This window comes from Thermodesulfomicrobium thermophilum DSM 16697 (assembly GCF_059568695.1).
Genome location: NZ_JCANTW010000013.1, coordinates 262129 through 280522, shown reverse-complemented (window position 1 = coordinate 280522; position 18394 = coordinate 262129). Strand labels below are relative to the sequence as shown.

The window sequence follows — 18394 nt, the reverse complement described above, 5'->3', positions numbered from 1 at the left end:
TCAATCGTCCTGACGGTACACCGCCTCGAGGATGCTTCGGCCACCGGCGCCCAGCACTTCCTCGGCCACGGACCTCCCCAGCGCCGCGGCGTCCTTGGTCTTGGCAGCACCACGCCGGATAATCACCGTCTTGCCGGAAAGGTCCGCCACCAGGCCTGTAAGTTGCACCGTACGGCCAGCGTCGTCGAGCACCGCATGGCCGGCGATGGGCACCTGGCAGCCGCCGTCGAGGGCAAAGAGAAAGGCCCGCTCCGCCTCCACACACACCCGGGAAGCGGAATGATCGAGAAAGCCCAAAAGCTCGTCCAACTCCGGGCGGTCAGTGCGGTACTCGATGCCGAGAGCCCCTTGGGCCACCGCAGGATAGAAGCGCGGCGGGGCAAGTTCCTCGGCATGCGGGGCAGAAAGCCCAAGGCGGCGCAGCCCTGCCGTGGCCACCACAATGGCGTCGAAGGCGCCCTCATGGAGCTTGCGCACCCGGGTATCGAGGTTTCCCCGCAAAGAGACCACCTCCAAGTCCGAGCGCACGGCCCAAAGCTGGGTCTGCCGGCGCAAGCTGCTCGTGCCAACCCGCGCCCCCGGCGGCAGGGCCTCCAGCCCGGCATACTGCACGGAAAGCAAGGTGTCCGTAGGCTGCTCCCGCTCCGGGATAACGCCGATCTTCAAGCCTTGGGGCAGCTCGGCCGGCACGTCCTTCATCGAGTGCACGGCGATGTCCGCCGCGCCAGCCAGGAGTGCGTCTTCGATCTCTTTGACGAAAAGCCCCTTGCCACCGACCTTGGCCAGCGGCACGTCCAGGATCTTGTCCCCGCGGGTCTTGATCACCACAAGCTCCACCCGCAATCCGGGGTAGCGCTCTTCCAAGCGGCCTTGGATGTGCCGGGCCTGCCATAAGGCCAGTTGGCTGCCGCGGGTGGCAATACGCATGGTCTGCATGGGCGGATCCTAGTGGCAGGTGGAGCAGCTGCCGCCCGAGCAGGACGCACAGCCGCTCTTGCCGCGGGTGGTGATGGCATTGGCGCTCGGGCTTCCCGTAACGATGGGGCCTCCGGTGCGAAAATGACTGCGGGAGAGGAGCTTGTTCACCTTGGTGCTCCCGCAATGCGGGCACGCCACCGTCGCCTCGCCCAGAACGACTTCTTCGAATTCCTTGCCGCAATCCGTGCAGCAATATTCATAGATGGGCATACAGTCCTCCTTGGTTATGGAGCAGATTGCGAAAAAAGCGCCTGTTCCACCAGCTCGCACAGCATGTGGATCAGGGTGATATGGACTTCCTGCACCAAAGGGGTGCTTTCATGGGGCACGGCCAAAAGGTGCCGGCACAGCGGCCCCATGTGTTGGGTGTCCACCCCGCACAGGCCCAGACAGCTCATGCCGCGGGCGCGCGCCGCCCGCAGGGCGGCCAAGACATTGGGGCTCCGTCCTGAGGTGGAGATGGCCACCAGCATGTCCCCAGGCTGGCCCAAGGCCTCCACCTGGCGGGCAAACACCGCCTCGAAGGCGACGTCATTGGCCACGGCGGTGAGCACCGAGGTGTCTACCGTCAGGGCAAGGGCCGGCAAGGCAGGTCGATCCATGCGAAAACGATTGACCAGCTCTGCAGCCAAATGCTGGGCATCGGCAGCGCTGCCGCCATTGCCGCACACCAGCACCTTGCCGCCGCCGGCCAGAATCGCTGCCAGCGCCGCCGCGGCTTGAGCCACATCGCCGGCAGCCGCGCTAAAGTATCGCTCCCGCAGCACCGCCCCTTCATGGGCGTGGCGGGCAATGACAGCGTGCATCCAACGCAGATCCGATTTCATGCTCCTCCTCCTGGCGGCCTGCATCCTGTAGGGCGCAGGCGGGACTTTGGCAAGGAAGAGGGCCGTACTTCCGGTCCCGCCGATGCCCGGAATCCAGAGTTCTCTGGCCGCCCCTTGTGGTCAGCCAACCGCGACCGATTCTGCAATCCCCCCTCTTTTCTTTTGCCAAGGAGTCGATTATCGAGCACGACATCCTCGTAACCTTTCAACACTCGGGAGGTCTCTGTGAAAAAATCCTTCGTGCTCGGAGCCATGCTCAGTGCCATGCTGTTTGCTGGCAGCGCCCTGGCGGAAACCATCAAAATCGGCTTCAACATCCCGCTCACCGGCGACATCCCCAAGGTGGGCGAAGCGTCCAAGTTCGCCGCCGAAATGCTCAAGGAGGAGATCAACAGCAAGGGCGGCCTCGAGGTGGGCGGCAAAAAGTACCAGCTGGAATTCATCTACGAAGACAATGAATCCAAAGCAGAATCCGCGGTAGCCGCGGCCCTCAAGCTCATCGAGCAAAACGAGGTACTCGCCATCGTAGGCCCCAATTCCAGCAAGCAGGCCATCCCTGCCGGCCAGGTGGCCAATGACAACGAAACGCCCATGATCTCCCCCTGGTCCACCAATCCGGACACTACCAAGGACCGTCCCTGGGTGTTCCGCGCCGCCTTCCTGGACCCGTTCCAGGGCCCCATCGCCGTGGATTTCGTGAAGAAGCAGTTCGGCGCCAAGTCCGCAGCCGTGCTCTTCGCCCTGGACAACGACTACTCCAAGGGCCTGGCCGAAATCTTCCGCACCGAGTTCGAGAAGAAGAACGGTCAGGGCAGCATCACCGCCTTTGAATCCTACTCCAGCAAGGATCAGGACTTCAGCTCCCAGCTCACCAAGATCATCGCCTCCAATCCCGACGTGATCTTCCTGCCGGACAACTACAACGAAGTGGCCCTCATCGTGAAGCAGGCCCACGACCTGGGCTGGAAAGGGCCCTTCATGGGTTCGGACGCCTGGGGAAGCGCCGAGCTCATGCCCCTGTGCGGCAAGGACTGTGTCGGTCAGTATTTCTCCACCCACTACGCCGCTGCAGGCGCCAAGGGAGACACCAAAGTCTTCATCGACCGCTACACCGCCAAGTACGGCTACGCCCCGGACGACGTGGCGGCCCTCACCTGGGACGCCACCCGCATCGTGCTCACCGCCATTCAGGACGCCGGGAAGCTCACCGGCAATGTGCGCAAGGACCGCAAGGCCATCCGCGACGCCATGGCCGCCATCAAGGAATTCAAAGGGGTCACCGGCAACATGAAATTCGATGACCAGGGCGATCCCATCAAGTGTGCCGTGGTGGTGAAAATCGCCGAAGACGGCCAGTTCACCTTTGCCGAATCCGTGTGCCCGTAAAACGACTCATGTGGCCCGGAAGACCACTTCCGGGCCACATTGCCTTTTGCGGTGCTTCCCCGTAACGAAGGCCCCCGCGTCTCATCACGCCCCAAGGAGGCCCTGTGTTCGATTCCATTTTGCAAAATTTCTTCAATGCATTGCAGTGGGGGAGTTTCTACTCGCTCATCGCCTTGGGCTACACGCTGGTGTACGGCGTGCTGCGCCTCATCAACTTCGCCCATGGCGACATCTTCATGGTAGGCGCGTATATCGCCTTTTTCGTGGCCACGTTCTTTCTGGGGAGCGCCATGTCCCCCTCCACAGCGCTTGCGCTGACCGTGCCGCTCACCATGCTGCTCACCGCCGCCGTAGGCGTTTCCATCGAACGCATCGCGTATCGCCCCTTGCGGCGCAAAGGCGCCAACCGCCTCTACGTGGTCATCACCGCCCTCATGTGCGGGCTTATTCTGGAAAATGGAAACCTCGCGCTCCTTGGCGCCAGCCGCAAAAGCTTTCCCCAGCTCTTGGACAAGACGGTCTACGCCCTCGGCCCGGTGAGCCTCACGAACCAAAAGGTGGCCGTCATCGTCTGTACCATCCTCGTCTTCCTCTTTCTCCAATTCGTGGTCACCAAGACGAAGATCGGCATGGCCATGCGCGCCATTTCCTACGATAAATTCGCGGTGCCGCTCATGGGCATCCCGCTGGATACCATCATCGTCTTTACCTTTATCCTGGGTTCTTCCTTTGCCGGATTGGCGGGTCTGCTTTTCGCCCTCTCCTATCCGGTTTTGGATCCCTACATGGGCGCTATGGTGGGATGGAAGGCATTCATTTCCGCAGTGGTCGGCGGCATTGGCGATATTCGTGGCGCTTTCGTTGGAGGATTCCTCTTGGGATTCGTGGAAATTTTGGTGGTCGCATTCTTCCCGTCCACTTACCGGGAACTCATTGCATTCACCATCCTCCTCGTGATCTTGTACAAAAAACCTACCGGCATCTTCGGCGTTTCCGGTACAACCAAAATCTAACGCCAGGAGTCTTTCATGCAGCGTGCTTCCGCCCCACTCCTGACGATCCTGGGTCTTGCGGTCGTCCTTGGCCTCGCCCACCTGGGCGTCATCGATGGATATATCCAAACAGTCCTCATGTTCATCGGGGTCAACATCATCCTTTCCAGCAGCCTCAACATCGTCAACGGCTATATGGGAGAATTTGCCTGCGGCCACGCAGGATTCATGGCCGTCGGCGCATATGTCTCCTCCATCCTCAATATCGTCCTCTTCACCGACGCCAAAAACTTCGGCCTGGAGCTTTTGCCGCCGCAGATGACCATCGTCGCCTTTCCCGTCGTGCTGCTCATCGGTGGCGTCGCAGCGGCCATCACCGGCCTTTTGGTCGCAGTCCCGTCCTTCAAGACGCGCGATGACTACCTGGCCATCATCACCATTGCGGCCAACTACATCATCATCAGCACCATCATCAATATTGAGAGTATCGGCGGTCCAAGAGGGTTCATGGGCATGAAGAAGATCCTCTTCGCCATGGAAGATACTTTTGACGCTCCCTGGATGCTCTTCTGGGTGGGCCTTTTTACCGTGCTCTCCATCGCCGCCATCCGCAGGCTCATGTCCTCCACCTACGGCAAGGCCATCATCGCCATCAAACAGGACGAAGTGGCCGCCGAAATCATGAGTGTGGACACCAACCGCATGAAACTCGTGGCGTTCATGTTTTCCAGTGGGCTCGCGGGGATCGCCGGCGGACTCTTTGCCCATATCCTCGGCTACATCAACCCCAACTCCTTCGGCATCCTCAAATCCACCGAATGCCTGGTGATGGTCTATCTCGGCGGCATGGGTTCTTTGTCAGGATCGGTGATTTCTGCAGTGATCTTCACCATGCTCCTCGAGGCCCTGCGTTTCGTCATTCCCGCAGTGGACACGGCCTTGCATTGGGCCCATCTTTTGCCCGCGGACTACGAACTCTCCCAAGTGTGGAAGTGGGTCATCATCCCCATGCTCCTCATTGTGCTCATGCAATTCCGTCCAGAAGGCATCATGGGCGACCGGGAGCTTTCCGACGTCTTCCCACGGCTCAAACGCTACTTTTCCTTCAGCTAGACCCTGAGGCGATGCCATGCCACTTTTGCAGATTTCCGGACTCACCCAGCACTTCGGCGGCCTGCGCGCCCTGTCGGATTTCTCCATCACCCTTGAAGGGCGCGAGCTCATCGCCCTCATCGGCCCCAACGGCGCCGGCAAGACCACGGTGTTCAACCTCATCTCCGGCTTCTATACGCCATCGGCAGGAGACATCGTCTTCAAAGGCGAGCGCATCAACGGATTGCGGCCTCACGCCATTACCTTGCGCGGCATTGCCCGCACCTTCCAAAACATCCGTCTGTGGCACGACATGACCGTGCTCGAAAACATCCAATTGGCGCAGCACGGCACCCTGCAGTACGGCCTCTGGGACGCCTTTGCCCGCACCAGCCGCTACCGGAGCCGAGAAGCAGCGGTAGCCGCATGGTCCATGGAAATCCTCGAGGCACTCAAACTGCGTGAATTGGCCGGGGAGCGGCCGCGCAACCTCCCCTACGGCGTCCAGCGCCGCGTGGAGATCGCCCGCGCCCTTGCCACCCGGCCGGCGCTGCTGCTCCTCGATGAGCCTGCCGCAGGCCTCAACTCCGCCGACGTGCGGGAACTCATCGAACTCATTGGCTGGATCCATCGCGAGTTCCCCATCGCCATCTGGATGATCGAGCACCAGATGGACGTGGTCATGACCCTGTGCTCATGGATCAAAGTCATCGATTTCGGCGTCACCATCGCCGAAGGGACGCCCCAGGAAATCCAAACCAACCCCGACGTCATCAAAGCCTACTTGGGAGACGAGAACATCTAATGCTCACAGTCACCAACCTCGTGGTCCGCTACGGCAATATCGAAGCCCTGCACGGCATCTCCTTCACGGTGAACCAAGGCGAAATCGTGACCTTGATCGGCGCCAACGGCGCGGGCAAGACCACGACCCTGCACACCATCGCCCGCGTGGCGCCCCCCGAGGGCCCTCAAGTCACGGCCGGCGATATCCAATACCACGGCCAAAGCATCCTCGGCATGGAAGCGCACCAGGTAGTGCGGGACCTCCACATCGCCCTGGCCCCAGAAGGACGGCATATCTTTGGTAATCTCACCGTGGAGGAAAATCTCGCCCTGGCCACCTACGCCCGCAAGGACACCACCCGCATGGCCCAGGACTTGGAGCTGGTATACCACCTCTTTCCGCGTCTCGCCGAACGCCGCCACCAGCGCAGCGAATCCCTTTCCGGCGGCGAACAGCAGATGCTGGCCGTGGGCCGGGCGCTCATGACCGGGGCCACCTTCCTCATGCTGGACGAACCGAGTATGGGGCTTGCGCCGCTGCTCATGTACGACATGTTCCGCGCCCTCAAGGAACTCAACGCCCAAGGCATGACCATCCTCCTCATCGAGCAAAACGCCCGGGTGGCCCTTTCCTTTGCCCACCGCGGCTACGTGCTCGACACCGGAGAGATCACCATCCACGGCACGGCCCAGGAGCTCAAGGACAATCCGGACGTGAAGAAGGCCTATCTCGGCGGCTAACCATGACCTCCATCGTGCTCATCGGCATGGCCGCTGCGGGCAAAACCACCGTGGCCCGCGCCTTGGCGGCCCTTTCGGGCTGGGCCATGGTGGATACCGACGCCCTCCTGGAAGCCTGGTGGGGGGTACCGCTGCAAGCCATCCGTGACCATTTGGGCCTGGAAGGCTTTCTCGACGCCGAGGCCGAAGGCATTTTGCGTCTATCCGTGCGCCGGGCCATCATCGCCACGGGCGGTAGTGTGGTGTACCGGGGAAACGCCATGGAGCATCTGGCCCAACAGGGCTGGATCGTCCACGTGGACGCAAGTCTCGCCGCCATCGCCGGTCGCCTGCACAATGTGGCCAGCCGAGGGCTCGCCATGCGCCCAGGACAAACATTGGCCGAGCTCTACGCCGAACGCGCCCCTCTCTACGCCCGCTGGGCCCAGTTCCGCGTATGCAGCGACACCCTCGATCCTCAGGCCGCCGCGGCCAGGATCTGGGAACACTTCTCCACCCTGACCGAGAACGCCTCATGACCCACGTCTTCGCCCGCCTTGCAGATCTCTACCAGCACATGGAAACCGCCTACGCCGACGCCGCCGCCTGCTTGGGGCTCACCTGCGAAGGCTGCACCGACAATTGCTGCACCAGCTACTTCCAGCACCACACCTACGTGGAATGGGCGTATTTCTGGCAGGGCCTCATGGAACTTCCCGAAGACGCACGTCAACGCTACTTGGGCCGGGCCCGCCGCGCCGTGGCCGAGGCCCAGACCGCCCGCATGCACGGCAAACGCCCGGAAGTCATGTGCCCGGTGAACGACGGCGGCCGCTGCAGCCTCTATGCCCACCGCCTCATGATCTGTCGCTTGCACGGCGTGCCCAATATGCTGCGCCGCCCTGACGGCCGAGTGCTCTCCTTTCCCGGGTGCTGGCGCAGCCAGGAGATCTGCACCGCCGCGAAGGGCGACGTGCCGCTTCTCGACCGCACGCCGTTCTACCTGCGCCTCATCGAAATAGAGCGCACCTTCCTGGGCGCACGGCGCTTCGGGAAACTCCCCAAGGTGGACTTGACCCTGGCGGAGATGATGGTTCAAGGACCTCCGGAGATGTAACCCACAACATTTGAGGTCCGTCATGCCCCGCGCCATCGCCGTCCTTTTCCTGGTCTTTTGCGCCGCAGCCTGCGCGCACCTCAGCGTCATCCATCTCAGCAAGACGGCCTGGGCCCCCGGAGAGGAAACCACCCTCTCCACCCGGCATTGGACCTTCGTCTTCCGCGGCGACTACCAGGGCGGCCGCATCGTGCTCCAGGGCACGGCGCTGCCCCGGGAAGAAGAGATCCCTTCCTGGGCCACTTGGGCACAGGACCTGTGGATCCAGGCCTACCTCAGCGATGCCAGCGGCCGCGTGCTGGCCAGTGACCTCCGCCTCTACCTGCCCCTGGATATCCGCAAGGGGGTGCCGCTGGAATTCCACCTCGCGCCCAAGAGCGTCGGGGCCGAAGGCCCCCTATCCATCTCCTTTGGCTACCGCATGGAGCTGACCACCGCCCCCGGCGCGCGTCCCGAGGGGACAAAACCTCAAGTCTTCTTTGCAAGCCAAGGGGCGCTCTTTCAGTAATCTGAAAGGACTCGGCGTACGGCCCGCAGCCGCGGCCACCAATAGGCATCCAGTTCCGACACCATCACGCCCCGGCTCCACGACGCATGGATGAAGCGGTTGGGATCCAAGAGTATCCCACTGTGCGGGCCGCCATCCCAGAAAAAGACCAAATCTCCCGCCCGACGCCGGGCAGGGGCAACCGCGACGCCCACCTCGGCCTGATCCACCGCACGGCGGGGCATGGCAAGAGCCCACGCATCTTCGTAGATGCGCACCACAAGCCCAGAGCAGTCCACCCCGCGACGGTCCATGCCTCCCACCCGATACGGGACCCCCACCCACGCCAAGGCAACTGCCTGCAAGCGCTCCACGGGAGAAGGAAGCGGGGCAGGGGGGGGCGGAGGCGCCGGAGGCGGCACATACCGCCCCCCGCACCCAGCAACGAGGACCACCACGGCGAGAAGGAGCCCGCGCCACCATCCACCGCCCCTGCGGCCCGAACTCCATGCCCGCGCCAACGGCATCCCTGCCAGCGCCCCGCACCACAGGCGCAACGTTTCCGCGCTGCCCAGGGGCGCTTGCCTCCTAGAAGGGCACGTCATCCATCTGTGAGGCCTTGCCTGGAAACACCGGACCGGTGTCTTCTTCCTCCGATCCCTGAACCCGTCCCAGGTCCGGCGCCGGCGCGTAGCTGCCGCCCTCCCCTGCAGGGCGGGAGTCCAGGCCCAGCACCCGGTCGGCGCGAATCTCTGTGGTCGTGCGGTCTTGGCCCTGGTTATCCTGCCATTTGCGGGTCTCCAGGCGGCCCTCCACATACACCAAGCGGCCCTTGGACAGATAATTGCCGCAAAACTCCGCCTGCTTGCCCCAGACCACGATGCGATGCCACTCCGTACGCTCCACCCTTTGTCCGTCTTTGGTGGTGTAGGATTCATCCGTGGCCAAAGAAAAATTGGCCACCGCCTGCCCACTGGGGGTGTAGCGCAGTTCCGGATCCCGCCCTAGGCGGCCGATGAGGATCACTTTGTTCAATGTTCCAGCCATGGTATTCTCCTTATGCCGTCCGCGGCATCTGCCGCTCTACAAGGTCCAGGGCGTCTTCCACCGCGTCCGTGGCCGCCAGAGCGGCGTGCACGTCCCACCGGCTCAAGGCGTCTTCCAATTGACGCCGGGCGGCCACTGCCGCCGGCATTCCCTTTTGCAATGCCGTCGCCACCTCACTTGCGCGCGCGTCCCAGCGGCCAAATTGGCGCAGGTCATCCAAGGCCTGGACCAGCTCAAGGACCCCGCGCATGGGACACGGAAATGTAGGCTGATGCTCCTCGAAGGCGAGGTTCCACAGCCGCGGCCAGCGGCGCCGCACCTCGTCTTCCGAGTACGTGCTCGCCTGCACCCGAATGGTCAGCGTGCGCCCCATCTAGACTTCCTCCCACTCGCTCTGCACGCGGGCCACCACGTCTTCGATGGTGGAAAGCTCGGATTCCGCACACACTCCGATGAGCGGGGCCCCGGCATCCACGGACTCTCCGCCTTCGAAATAGACCGCGTACACAATGCCGGACGGACCGCTGTAGCGCAAGGTGGTTTCCCGCTTCATGCGCGAGAGGATAAAGAGCTCCATCCCCTCTTCCACACGCACACTGCGGCTCCCCTTGGCCTTGACCTTGGTGTCCACTTCTGCGGTGAAATAGTATTTGCCCTTTTCCGGGGCACAGAACAGGTGCAAGGCCTCACGCAAGATGCGGTCCAGCACCTCTTCCTTGGTGAGAAAGTGGCGGATACGTGCCAGTTCCTCACCCGCCTGCACAAATACCCCGTCTTTGTCCGTGGCCAGGGCGATCACCTCGCCTTTCTGCGGGGCGCACACCGGCCGCACCGCCCCTTCGCGCTCCAGACGCACGATGGCCGTGCCCGGCTTTTCCCGCCACGTGCCCGAAGGCCCAGACACCTGCGCTCCAAGTTCCGTGAGAACAAAACGCGCTACCCCCGAATGCGGGGCACGCACGACGATCTCCTCGAAGGGAGACTCGTGGAGACGACGCAACATCTCTTTGACATCCATGGGGAGCTCCTAGCGGTAGTACAGATTGCGGCCGCCCATGGTCTTGAGCGACTGGATGAGGTTGGCGCGGATTTCCCGGCGATCCCAAATCCCCTGAATATGTCCGCGGGAGAGGGCCTGAAAGGCATTATGGTAGTCCGGGGGGATATCCATTCCCGTGGTCTCGCGGATGACCCCACGGCCGGCAAAGCCGATATTGGCCGAGCGCACGGCAAATTGGTACGGCGAGCACCCGAGGAAGCTGGCCACCGGCCCGGCGTAGGAATTGGTGTCATAAAGCACCAGATACAGGCCGCCGGCCTCGATGTAGCGGCGCACGGCCATGGTGCAGCGCGGCATCTGGATGACGCCGTTGACCCCTTCCTGGATGCGGATACCGGCCGTGCCGTGCACATACGCCAAAAAGGGGAGCTGTTTCCGCCGGGCGCGCTCGATGGCGCGGATAAACTTCTCGCCTTCGGCCGCCCCCACAGACCCGCCGCGGAAGGCCGCCATGAGCATGGCCACCATGACCGAAGTGCCGTCGATGCGCGCCTCGAAGGTCATGCACGCGCTCTTGTGCCCGGTCTTTTTCTTGGCCTCGGCCAGGCGCTCGTCAAAGCCAGGGAACTTCAAGGGATTGATGGATTCCACGTCGGCGAAGAACTCGTCGATGGAGCCGGGATCGAAGACATTGTGGAGATACCATTGGTATTCCATGGGAAAATGGTGGCCGCAAAAACTGCACACCCCGGCGAAGTCGCCAAACAGATCCGGAGCCCATTGGTCCAGACAGCCATGTTTACGCGCCCCAGGACACGGAACGGCGCGGTCCTGTTTGGCCTGGGGGCTCACGTACTGCCAGCCTTCCTGACCTCGACCCTCGTCCCAGGCCGAGAGCTGCACCAGCTCCGCCGCCGGCTCCGGCTTGGGAACCAAGGTTTCCTTGATGCGGTTCCACCAGCGCGCCGGCCGGCTCATGACCACCTGCATCTCCGCGTGCACGTCTTCGGCCAGTTCGGTCACCTTCTTCTGGTGCCGGCCCAAAAGCTCATAACGGAAATAGGCATAGATACTCCCCAAGGCCTCGGCCGTCTGGGTCACGGCCTTTTTCCACACATGCCGCTCTTCCTTGTAGGCATGCTGCGCCATGCGCCGGAATTTCTTATACCGGCGCCACAAAAGCCGCTCCTTGGCCGCAGCGTCCAGGTTCCACCGCACATACACATCGAGCACGTCGGAGCCCTGATGCCGCTTGAGGGCCCACGAGCGAAAGAGGCGCAGGTTGCTCACCTCGAGGACGATTTCGTCCGTGGAGGCAATCACTGCCTTGCGCAGCTTGCGGAAAAACTCGTAATGCTCGGGCCGGGCCCCCAGTTCCGGCTCATGAATCACCCAATCCACATAGCCCATGGCGCGGTTGTCGTCGGCCGTCATCTTGAGTGCCTCAGCGCAGCGGGCGATGAGCTCCGGGGTGGCGCGCTGGCCTTCTTTGAGCCGGCCTTCGATGGCGGCCGCGCCTTCGGGCGAGATGACCGAATAGTAGCCATGGGACATCATGATGCGGGTATCCGCCAGCCCAATGGCCTCGGCCCCACCGGAGCCGCCCTCGGAAATAACCGCCACGATGGGGACCTTGAGCCCCGCCATCTCGTAGAGGTTACGGGCGATCTGCTGCGCTGCCCCGGGGTAGTCCTCGATGGGATATGAGCCGGGGGTGAAGATGTAGGTGTGGATGGGGATGTTCTCGGTCTCGGCCACCTTCATGTAATGCAGGGCCTTGGCGTTGCCCCACGGTTTCACGGAGCCGCCGTTGCGGAACTCCTGACCATGGCCTTTTTCCTGGCCGATGACCATCACCGCCTGATTGTAGGTCTTTTTTCCCCGTTTGCGGGTGATGTACGCCCGGGCGATGAGCATACTGGGGTCGATGCTGTATTCATCCTGGCCGCCAATCTCCGTGTAGTTGTCGTAGACATTCTCCAAGATGTCCTTGAGGCAGATGCGCTGGGGATGCCGCACGATACGCACCTTGTGCATCGGAGTGAGCTGCCGCTCCAATTTGCGCTCCAAAAACCCAAAGAGGTCTTCCAGTGTCTTGAGTTGCCGAGCGGCTTCCTCGGCGGACAAGTGCATATGCCGGGCGCAATACTCCTCATACCGGGCAGTGAGCAGATCCACGTCCGGATTCTGCTCGGAAGCGAAGATATCTTGAATATACCGGAGCCGGGTACCCAGCTCCTGGATACGTTTGTCACGGTCCATGCAAAGCTCCTCAATCGGGGCTAAAAAGCAAGTAAATCAGGTGTATGGCGCTTCAAAAAGGCGATATTGGAACGCAGGGGCTCACCGGCGGCGTTTTCGCCCAAAAGCTCCAAGTGCTCCAAAAACTCCAATCCGCGTGCCTTGGCCTCGGCCAAATCCTTGCCCCAGACAATGGCCAAGGCCAAATTGGGGTCGAAATCCGTGGGGATCTCGTAGGGCCGGTCCTGAGGCACCTGCGTATGCACCGAAAGCCACGGCTGCGGCTGCCAAGCGAAGCGGGTGATGCGGCCCACCCACGGGGCGAAGCGATTGTCCGGATCTTCGGCGATGATGCGGTACTCGATGGCCACGCCCTCAAAGGAGATGTCCTTTTGCTTGTAGCCCAGGGGCGCGCCCAGGGCGGTGCGGATCTGCTCGGCGATGAGGTCCACCCCGCCTTTGTGGCGGATCCGGGCGATGCGTGCCGACACCCCGTTTTCCACCTGGATGCGGGTGTTCACCTCCATGAGAAACGGCTGACCGGTGGGGCTCACGATCCACTCCCAAGTGCCCACGCTGTCGTAGCGTACCTCGCGGGCGATGCGCAGGGAATATTCGGTGATGTCATCCAGGACTTTTTGCGCGTCGAAGGCATAGCGCAAGCTGGCTGGATCAAACCCCGGCGCCACTTCGATGCGCTTTTGCCGCCCTGTGGACTGCACCGTGCAATTGCGGGTCCCGAAATGCACCGGGTCTTTACCCGTGCGGTCTGCGAGGATCTGAACTTCCAAGTGGTTGAAATCAAAGATGCGCTGCTCGATGAGCACCCCTTCGTCCCGGAATTGCCGACGGGCGTAGTTTTTGATGCGCCGAAGCACGGTGCGGAATTTTCCGAGGTCGTCCACCTCCTCGATGCCCATGCCGCCGCCACCGGCCGAGGCCTTCACCAGCACCACCGGCTGCTTGACCCCCATCTCCGTCTGAAAGGCGAAAAGCGACTCCGCCATCTCCTCGGCTTCGAGGTCATCGGTGATGGGGCGATCGGATCCGGGCACCGTGGGCACGCCCAATCGCCGGGCCAGACGCTTGGTGTTGATCTTGTCTCCCAGCTCCCGGATCACCTGCCAGGACGGGCCGATGAACTGGAGCTTGCGCGTCCGCTGCACCGCCCGGCGGGCAAAACGAAAATCCTCGGCAAAGAACCCGTAGCCCGGATGCACGGCGGTGGCGCCGCTGGCATCGGCCACGGCAAAGATTTCGTTGGCATCCAGGTAGGAACTGATGCGGTACAGGGAGCCGCCCCATGTGCGGGCCAAGGTGCAGTGCTCGCTGTCCTGGTCGGCCTCAGTGAATAGGGCCACAAAGGCATGGCCCAATTTGCGGCACGCCTCCATGATGCGGATGGCGATCTCGCCGCGATTGGCAATGAGAATGGTATGTCGTTCCTGCATAGCTATCCATCTTCGGTTTGCGCCTTGCGGCGGGCGATGGCGGCCTTTTCCAGCTCCAGGACGAACCCGTCCAAAGCGGCTTCGGCACGCCAATGGGGATGAAGAAAACGAAAGGCCGTGGTCCGCTCCCCCACGCGCACCACTTGCGCGGCCAATTGATGGAAGCGGACCTCGCCGTCTTTGAGCAGGTCCACCTGCACACTCTGGCCCTCGTGCCAGGGGCCCACCTCTTCCACGGCGAAGCCACAGGCGCTTATATCCTTGAGGGCAACCAAGCAAGCACCGTTCAGGCGCGCCGTAACCCCCTGCGGGCGCTCGACACGAAAGGCCTGACGCGGGTAAGACGTCTGCGGTTGGTACTTGAGACACAGGCCGTCGAGTTCATCCACCATCACCGACCTCCAATCATTTTTTCCAGCACGAATTCCACGCGCCGGTTGCGTGCCCGGCTTGCCTCGTCGGTTTCGGGGAGGATCGGCTGGGAATCCGCCAGCCCCATGGCGGACAGGCGGTTGGCGGAAATCCCCATCTCCATGAGGGCCCGCACTACCGCCACGGCCCGCAAGGTGGACAGCTCCCAATTGTCCCGAAACCGCGACCCCGGCGCCACAGGGGCCGAGTCCGTATGTCCCACCACCAGCACCCGCTGGTCCGGCACCTGAATGAAAAAGTCCCGCAGACCCTCCACCGCCCGGCGCCCTTCGGGGGTGAGCTCGGCCTGGCCCTTGGGGAAGAGCACCGCCTCAGGGAGCACCAGCGTGATCTTGCCGGCCTCCAGCCGGGCCCCCACGATGCCGGCGAGGCCATGCTGGGTGGCGTACATGTTGAAATCCGAAAATACCTGCTGCTGGTGCTGCTCCAGCTCGCGCAGCATGCGCACCTCGTCCACGAACACCCCGCCCTCGCTCTCCAGTACCTTCACCCCGGAGCCTTTACCCCCCATCTCCTCCAGGGCCACGCGCACGGAGAAAAACGACTGTTCGAATTTGCGGGAATCCAGGGTACTCATGGAATAGAGGAGCACAAAAAAGGTGAGAAGCAGCATGGAGAGGTCCGCCAAAGTGGTTTCCCATGCGGCCTTTTCCTCCACCTCCTCTTCCTCGGGGAGGAGAGGGGCGTCATCGGACGGATCGACGTTCTTTGGGGGGGACGAAGGACGAGAGTTTTTCATACACCAGCCTTGGGTTGTTATTCTCCAGGATGCACTTTGCTCCTTCGAAGATGATTTCCAAATGCAACCGTTCTTCCATGGATATGGACCGCAGCTTCCCGGCAATAGGCAAGAAGATCATGGTGGACATGAAGGCGCCGTAAAAGGTGGTCAGGAGCGCCACAGCCATGGACGGGCCAATGGTGTTGGGGTCATTGAGGTTGGTGAGCATCTGTACCAGACCGATGAGCGTGCCGATCATGCCCAGAGACGGGGCATACATGGCGGCGCGCTTGAACACATCTTGCGTGTTGCTGTGACGACGGTTCATGGAGGCGATCTCGAAGCGCACGGCATCGCGGATGACTCGGTGGTCGGCATTGTCCGCAATGAGCTGACAGGCCTTCTGCAGGATCTTGTTGTCCGTCTCCACGCGCTCCAAGGCCAACAGTCCGTCGCGGCGGCTGATCTCCGCCACCTGCACCATGACGTTCACCACGTCGTTGGCCGTCACCCGGCGTCGGCCAAAGACCTTCACCACCGACAGTACCGCCTGCCACACCTCGTGCAGCGGAAAATTGACGCAGATGGCGGCCAACGTCCCGCCCACCACGATCATCAGGCTGGGAATATTGATGAAGATGGCCACCGCGCCACCCCACCAGATAGCTCCAAAGACCAGGGCCAGCCCAAAGAGGAGTCCTAAAAGCGTTGCAAAATCCATACGATTGTCCTTATAGTGACATGGATGCTTCGGCCCGTACCCAAGGAGCCACAACCCTGTCCAGCATCCGCCTCCAAGGAGACGCTATGCCCCCTTTTTCCCGTGTGCGGCGTGCCGCTGCATGGCTGCAGGCCCACCTCCATCACCCCTGTCCGGCCACGGTGGTGGTGGCCGGAAGCGGGCTCGGGGAAGTGCTCACCGCGGGCACCGAAGTCCTCGAGCGCATTCCATATCCCGAAATCCCCGAATTCCCTCGCTCCACGGCCCCAGGACACGCCGGGGAGCTGGTGCTGCTGCGCCTGCGCCGCACCCCAGTGGCCCTGCTCTCAGGCCGCTTTCACCTCTACGAAGGCTACTCTCCGCGGGAAATCGTGCGGCCACTGCGCACCCTGGGCCTTCTCGGGACGCGCCGCGTGGTGCTCACCAATGCCGCCGGCGGCCTCAACCCGCTCTTTGCCGCGGGCAGTCTCATGGCCATTACCGACCACATCAACCTGACCGGCCACAGCCCGCTCACGGGCCCCAATGACGACGCCGTGGGGCCGCGGTTTCCCGACATGAGCCAGGTTTACTGCCCGCGCCTTCGCGCCCGCGCCCTCACCGCGGCCATGGATGTCCGCATCCGCCTGGAGTGCGGGGTGTACGTGGGCATCACCGGCCCCCAGCTGGAGACCCCGGCGGAGACGCGCATGTTCCGCGCCTTGGGGGCGGACGCCATCGGCATGTCCACCGTACTCGAGGCCATTGCCGCCCACCACATGGGCATGCAAGTTCTCGGCATTTCCTGCATCACCAATCAAAACCTGCCGGACTGCATGGAAGCGGCGTCCATCGAGGCCATCCTCGATCAGGCCGCCCAAACCGGAAAGGCCCTCGGCCGCCTGCTTGACCACCTCATCCCCACCCTGGAGGAAGCCCCATGAGTGAAGCCGCCTGCGTACTCCAAGAAATCGCCGACAACGTGGCCAAAAACGACGCCATCAAGGCGCAATTGGTCCTCGACTACCTCCCCCATCTCGACGCGGCCACCCAGGCGCAGGCCCTGGGCATCCTCGCCAAGGCGCGCCCCACCATGGCCATCCCTCTGGCGGCCAAGCTCGCCGACACCCAGCCGGATTTGGTGGAGCGCCACGCTGTGGTGCGCGAGATCCTGGCCGTCAAGCTCCTCGCCGAGCCGCACGTGCTCGAAACCGTGCTGCCCGCCCTCGGCCCGCGGGCCTTGGACTTGGTGCTCGGCATCGTGGCGGAGCTCAAGTTGGAGGCGGCCACGGAGCCCTTGCTGGAATTCATGGCGACCCTCACCGAGCCCGACCGCATCGAGGTCGTCATCCGCACTCTCGGCGAAATCGGCGACCCCGTGGCCACCAACGCCCTGGGCGACTTCCTCTACTCCGGCAACCGCAAACTCATCATCGCCGCCATCCGAGCCCTGGGGAAAATCGCCACCCCCACCGCCATGCGCCGCCTGGCCGAGCGCATGGGCACGGACAACCAGCTGGACATCCTCATCCTCGACATCTTTGCCCGGGTACAGGACACCACCTCCCTGGAAAAACTCAATGAGGCCATCCGCTCCCATTTCGCCCACATCCGCACCTACGCCAAAAAGGCCCTGGTGGGGATCGGCGCCAAGGCCGTGCCGCTGCTCACCGACAATTTGCGCTACGACGATCCGGACCTCGTCATCCATACCCTCAACGTCCTGGGGGACATCGGCGACGCCGCGGCCATCGCCCCCATCCGCAAGCTCCTGCATACCCAGCCCAAAAACCCCAACGTGCGCTTCGCCGCCTACGAGGCCTTGGGGCTGCTCCCCTTGGACAAAGGGGCCTACATACTCACCCAAGGATTGCTGGCCCCCGTAGAGCACGTGGCCGTGGCCGCGGCCCGGGCCGTGGACCGCAATTTCACCCCCATCCTGGGCGCAGGCATCAAGAACATGGCTGCGGCCGACGACGACGCCACCCGAATCATCCGTACCGTGGTGCAGGCCCATGCCGGCCGAATTTTCCTTTCTTTGGTGGAAGACGATCGCCTGGCCGCCATGCTCCTCGAAGTCGTGCAGCGCGCGCACCAGGACACCAAGGACTACTTCTACGGCTTGCTCAAGGAAAACGGGTATTCGGAACTCGCCCTGCGCCTGGTGGCCCCCGAAGCCACAGCGCAACCCCCGCCCCACCGTCGTGGCGGTGGACGATTCGCGCATGATCCTTTCCATCTACAAAAACACCCTGCACGAACTCGGGTTCGAGCCGGTGCTCTTCGAGTTCCCGGCCAGCGCCCTGGAATGGCTCGAAGGCAACACCCCGGCCATGGTGCTCACCGACCTCAACATGCCGGATATCACCGGCATCGAGCTCACCCGCCGCATCCGCGAGCGCTTCCCCAAGGAGACC

The 18394-nt window shown here is 62.8% G+C and carries 21 protein-coding genes and 2 pseudogenes; 11 read left to right on the top strand and 12 right to left on the bottom strand.

What is annotated here, in order from left to right; translation table 11 throughout:
• From hemC to BR00_RS07110, 3 genes are read right to left on the bottom strand one after another with little or no spacing between them, the layout of a single operon-like run.
• Positions 1-936 (bottom strand): hydroxymethylbilane synthase, encoded by a 936-nt coding sequence (gene hemC / locus BR00_RS07120; RefSeq protein WP_496476892.1) that lies wholly within the window; start codon positions 934-936, stop codon positions 1-3.
• A 9-nt stretch (positions 937-945) separates the two neighbouring features.
• Positions 946-1188, bottom strand: coding sequence for an FmdB family zinc ribbon protein (locus BR00_RS07115; protein WP_496476891.1), 243 nt, complete (start codon positions 1186-1188; stop codon positions 946-948).
• Between the two features lie 14 nt (positions 1189-1202).
• Positions 1203-1805: an SIS domain-containing protein gene (locus BR00_RS07110; protein ID WP_496476890.1), complete on the bottom strand. Its 603-nt coding sequence runs from the start codon at positions 1803-1805 to the stop codon at positions 1203-1205.
• A 252-nt stretch (positions 1806-2057) separates the two neighbouring features.
• On the opposite strand from BR00_RS07110, the gene BR00_RS07105 reads away from it, so the two are divergent.
• The 8 genes from BR00_RS07105 to BR00_RS07070 all read left to right on the top strand — a co-directional run bounded on the left by BR00_RS07105 (position 2058) and on the right by BR00_RS07070 (position 8406).
• Positions 2058-3191, top strand: a complete 1134-nt coding sequence (locus tag BR00_RS07105; protein WP_496476939.1) for an ABC transporter substrate-binding protein — start codon at positions 2058-2060, stop codon at positions 3189-3191.
• 104 nt (positions 3192-3295) lie between these two features.
• The gene (locus BR00_RS07100; protein WP_496476889.1) at positions 3296-4204 is read left to right on the top strand and encodes a branched-chain amino acid ABC transporter permease; all 909 of its coding nucleotides are present in this window, start codon (positions 3296-3298) and stop codon (positions 4202-4204) included.
• A gap of 15 nt (positions 4205-4219) precedes the next feature.
• A complete protein-coding gene (locus BR00_RS07095) occupies positions 4220-5296 on the top strand; it encodes a branched-chain amino acid ABC transporter permease (protein ID WP_496476888.1) in 1077 nt (358 codons plus the stop codon).
• Positions 5297-5312: 16 nt separating this feature from the next.
• Entirely contained in the window at positions 5313-6080 is a 768-nt protein-coding gene (locus BR00_RS07090; RefSeq protein WP_496476887.1) for an ABC transporter ATP-binding protein, read from the top strand.
• The gene (locus BR00_RS07085) at positions 6080-6802 is read left to right on the top strand and encodes an ABC transporter ATP-binding protein (RefSeq protein WP_496476886.1); all 723 of its coding nucleotides are present in this window, start codon (positions 6080-6082) and stop codon (positions 6800-6802) included. The genes BR00_RS07090 and BR00_RS07085 overlap by 1 nt, the downstream gene beginning before the upstream one ends.
• Positions 6803-6804: 2 nt before the next feature.
• Positions 6805-7320, top strand: coding sequence for a homoserine kinase (thrB, locus tag BR00_RS07080; protein ID WP_496476885.1), 516 nt, complete (start codon positions 6805-6807; stop codon positions 7318-7320).
• Positions 7317-7898, top strand: coding sequence for a hypothetical protein (locus BR00_RS07075; protein ID WP_496476884.1), 582 nt, complete (start codon positions 7317-7319; stop codon positions 7896-7898). Before thrB ends, BR00_RS07075 begins: the two co-directional genes overlap by 4 nt.
• Positions 7899-7920: 22 nt before the next feature.
• A complete protein-coding gene (locus tag BR00_RS07070) occupies positions 7921-8406 on the top strand; it encodes a hypothetical protein (RefSeq protein ID WP_496476883.1) in 486 nt (161 codons plus the stop codon).
• Here BR00_RS07070 and BR00_RS07065 read toward each other — a convergent pair.
• The 9 genes from BR00_RS07065 to BR00_RS07025 all read right to left on the bottom strand — a co-directional run bounded on the left by BR00_RS07065 (position 8400) and on the right by BR00_RS07025 (position 15998).
• Positions 8400-8912: an NlpC/P60 family protein gene (locus BR00_RS07065; RefSeq protein WP_496476938.1), complete on the bottom strand. Its 513-nt coding sequence runs from the start codon at positions 8910-8912 to the stop codon at positions 8400-8402. The two genes, BR00_RS07070 and BR00_RS07065, sit on opposite strands and share 7 nt — an antisense overlap.
• 61 nt (positions 8913-8973) lie before the next feature.
• Complete coding sequence (locus BR00_RS07060; protein WP_496476882.1) at positions 8974-9432, bottom strand: single-stranded DNA-binding protein; 459 nt, start codon at positions 9430-9432, stop codon at positions 8974-8976.
• Between the two features lie 10 nt (positions 9433-9442).
• Positions 9443-9805: a hypothetical protein gene (locus BR00_RS07055; protein WP_496476881.1), complete on the bottom strand. Its 363-nt coding sequence runs from the start codon at positions 9803-9805 to the stop codon at positions 9443-9445.
• Positions 9806-10450 (bottom strand): biotin/lipoyl attachment domain-containing protein, encoded by a 645-nt coding sequence (locus BR00_RS07050; protein WP_496476880.1) that lies wholly within the window; start codon positions 10448-10450, stop codon positions 9806-9808. It lies immediately after the preceding gene.
• A 9-nt stretch (positions 10451-10459) separates the two neighbouring features.
• Entirely contained in the window at positions 10460-12694 is a 2235-nt protein-coding gene (locus BR00_RS07045) for an acetyl-CoA carboxylase carboxyl transferase subunit alpha/beta (RefSeq protein ID WP_496476879.1), read from the bottom strand.
• Positions 12695-12714: 20 nt separating this feature from the next.
• Positions 12715-14124 (bottom strand): ATP-binding protein, encoded by a 1410-nt coding sequence (locus BR00_RS07040; RefSeq protein ID WP_496476878.1) that lies wholly within the window; start codon positions 14122-14124, stop codon positions 12715-12717.
• Positions 14125-14126: 2 nt separating this feature from the next.
• Positions 14127-14516, bottom strand: a complete 390-nt coding sequence (locus tag BR00_RS07035; RefSeq protein ID WP_496476877.1) for a PilZ domain-containing protein — start codon at positions 14514-14516, stop codon at positions 14127-14129.
• Positions 14516-15295 (bottom strand): OmpA/MotB family protein, encoded by a 780-nt coding sequence (locus BR00_RS07030; RefSeq protein WP_496476876.1) that lies wholly within the window; start codon positions 15293-15295, stop codon positions 14516-14518. The genes BR00_RS07035 and BR00_RS07030 overlap by 1 nt, the downstream gene beginning before the upstream one ends.
• Positions 15243-15998, bottom strand: a complete 756-nt coding sequence (locus BR00_RS07025; RefSeq protein ID WP_496476875.1) for a motility protein A — start codon at positions 15996-15998, stop codon at positions 15243-15245. The genes BR00_RS07030 and BR00_RS07025 overlap by 53 nt, the downstream gene beginning before the upstream one ends.
• An 86-nt stretch (positions 15999-16084) precedes the next feature.
• On the opposite strand from BR00_RS07025, the gene BR00_RS07020 reads away from it, so the two are divergent.
• The 3 genes and pseudogenes from BR00_RS07020 to BR00_RS07010 form a co-directional block, all read left to right on the top strand.
• The gene (locus BR00_RS07020; protein WP_496476874.1) at positions 16085-16921 is read left to right on the top strand and encodes a purine-nucleoside phosphorylase; all 837 of its coding nucleotides are present in this window, start codon (positions 16085-16087) and stop codon (positions 16919-16921) included.
• Positions 16918-17829, top strand: a pseudogene (locus BR00_RS07015) (HEAT repeat domain-containing protein); the annotation flags it as partial. The gene BR00_RS07020 and the pseudogene BR00_RS07015, both read left to right, overlap by 4 nt.
• 163 nt (positions 17830-17992) lie before the next feature.
• A pseudogene (locus BR00_RS07010) lies at positions 17993-18385 on the top strand (response regulator); the annotation flags it as partial.
• Positions 18386-18394: the final 9 nt, after the last annotated feature.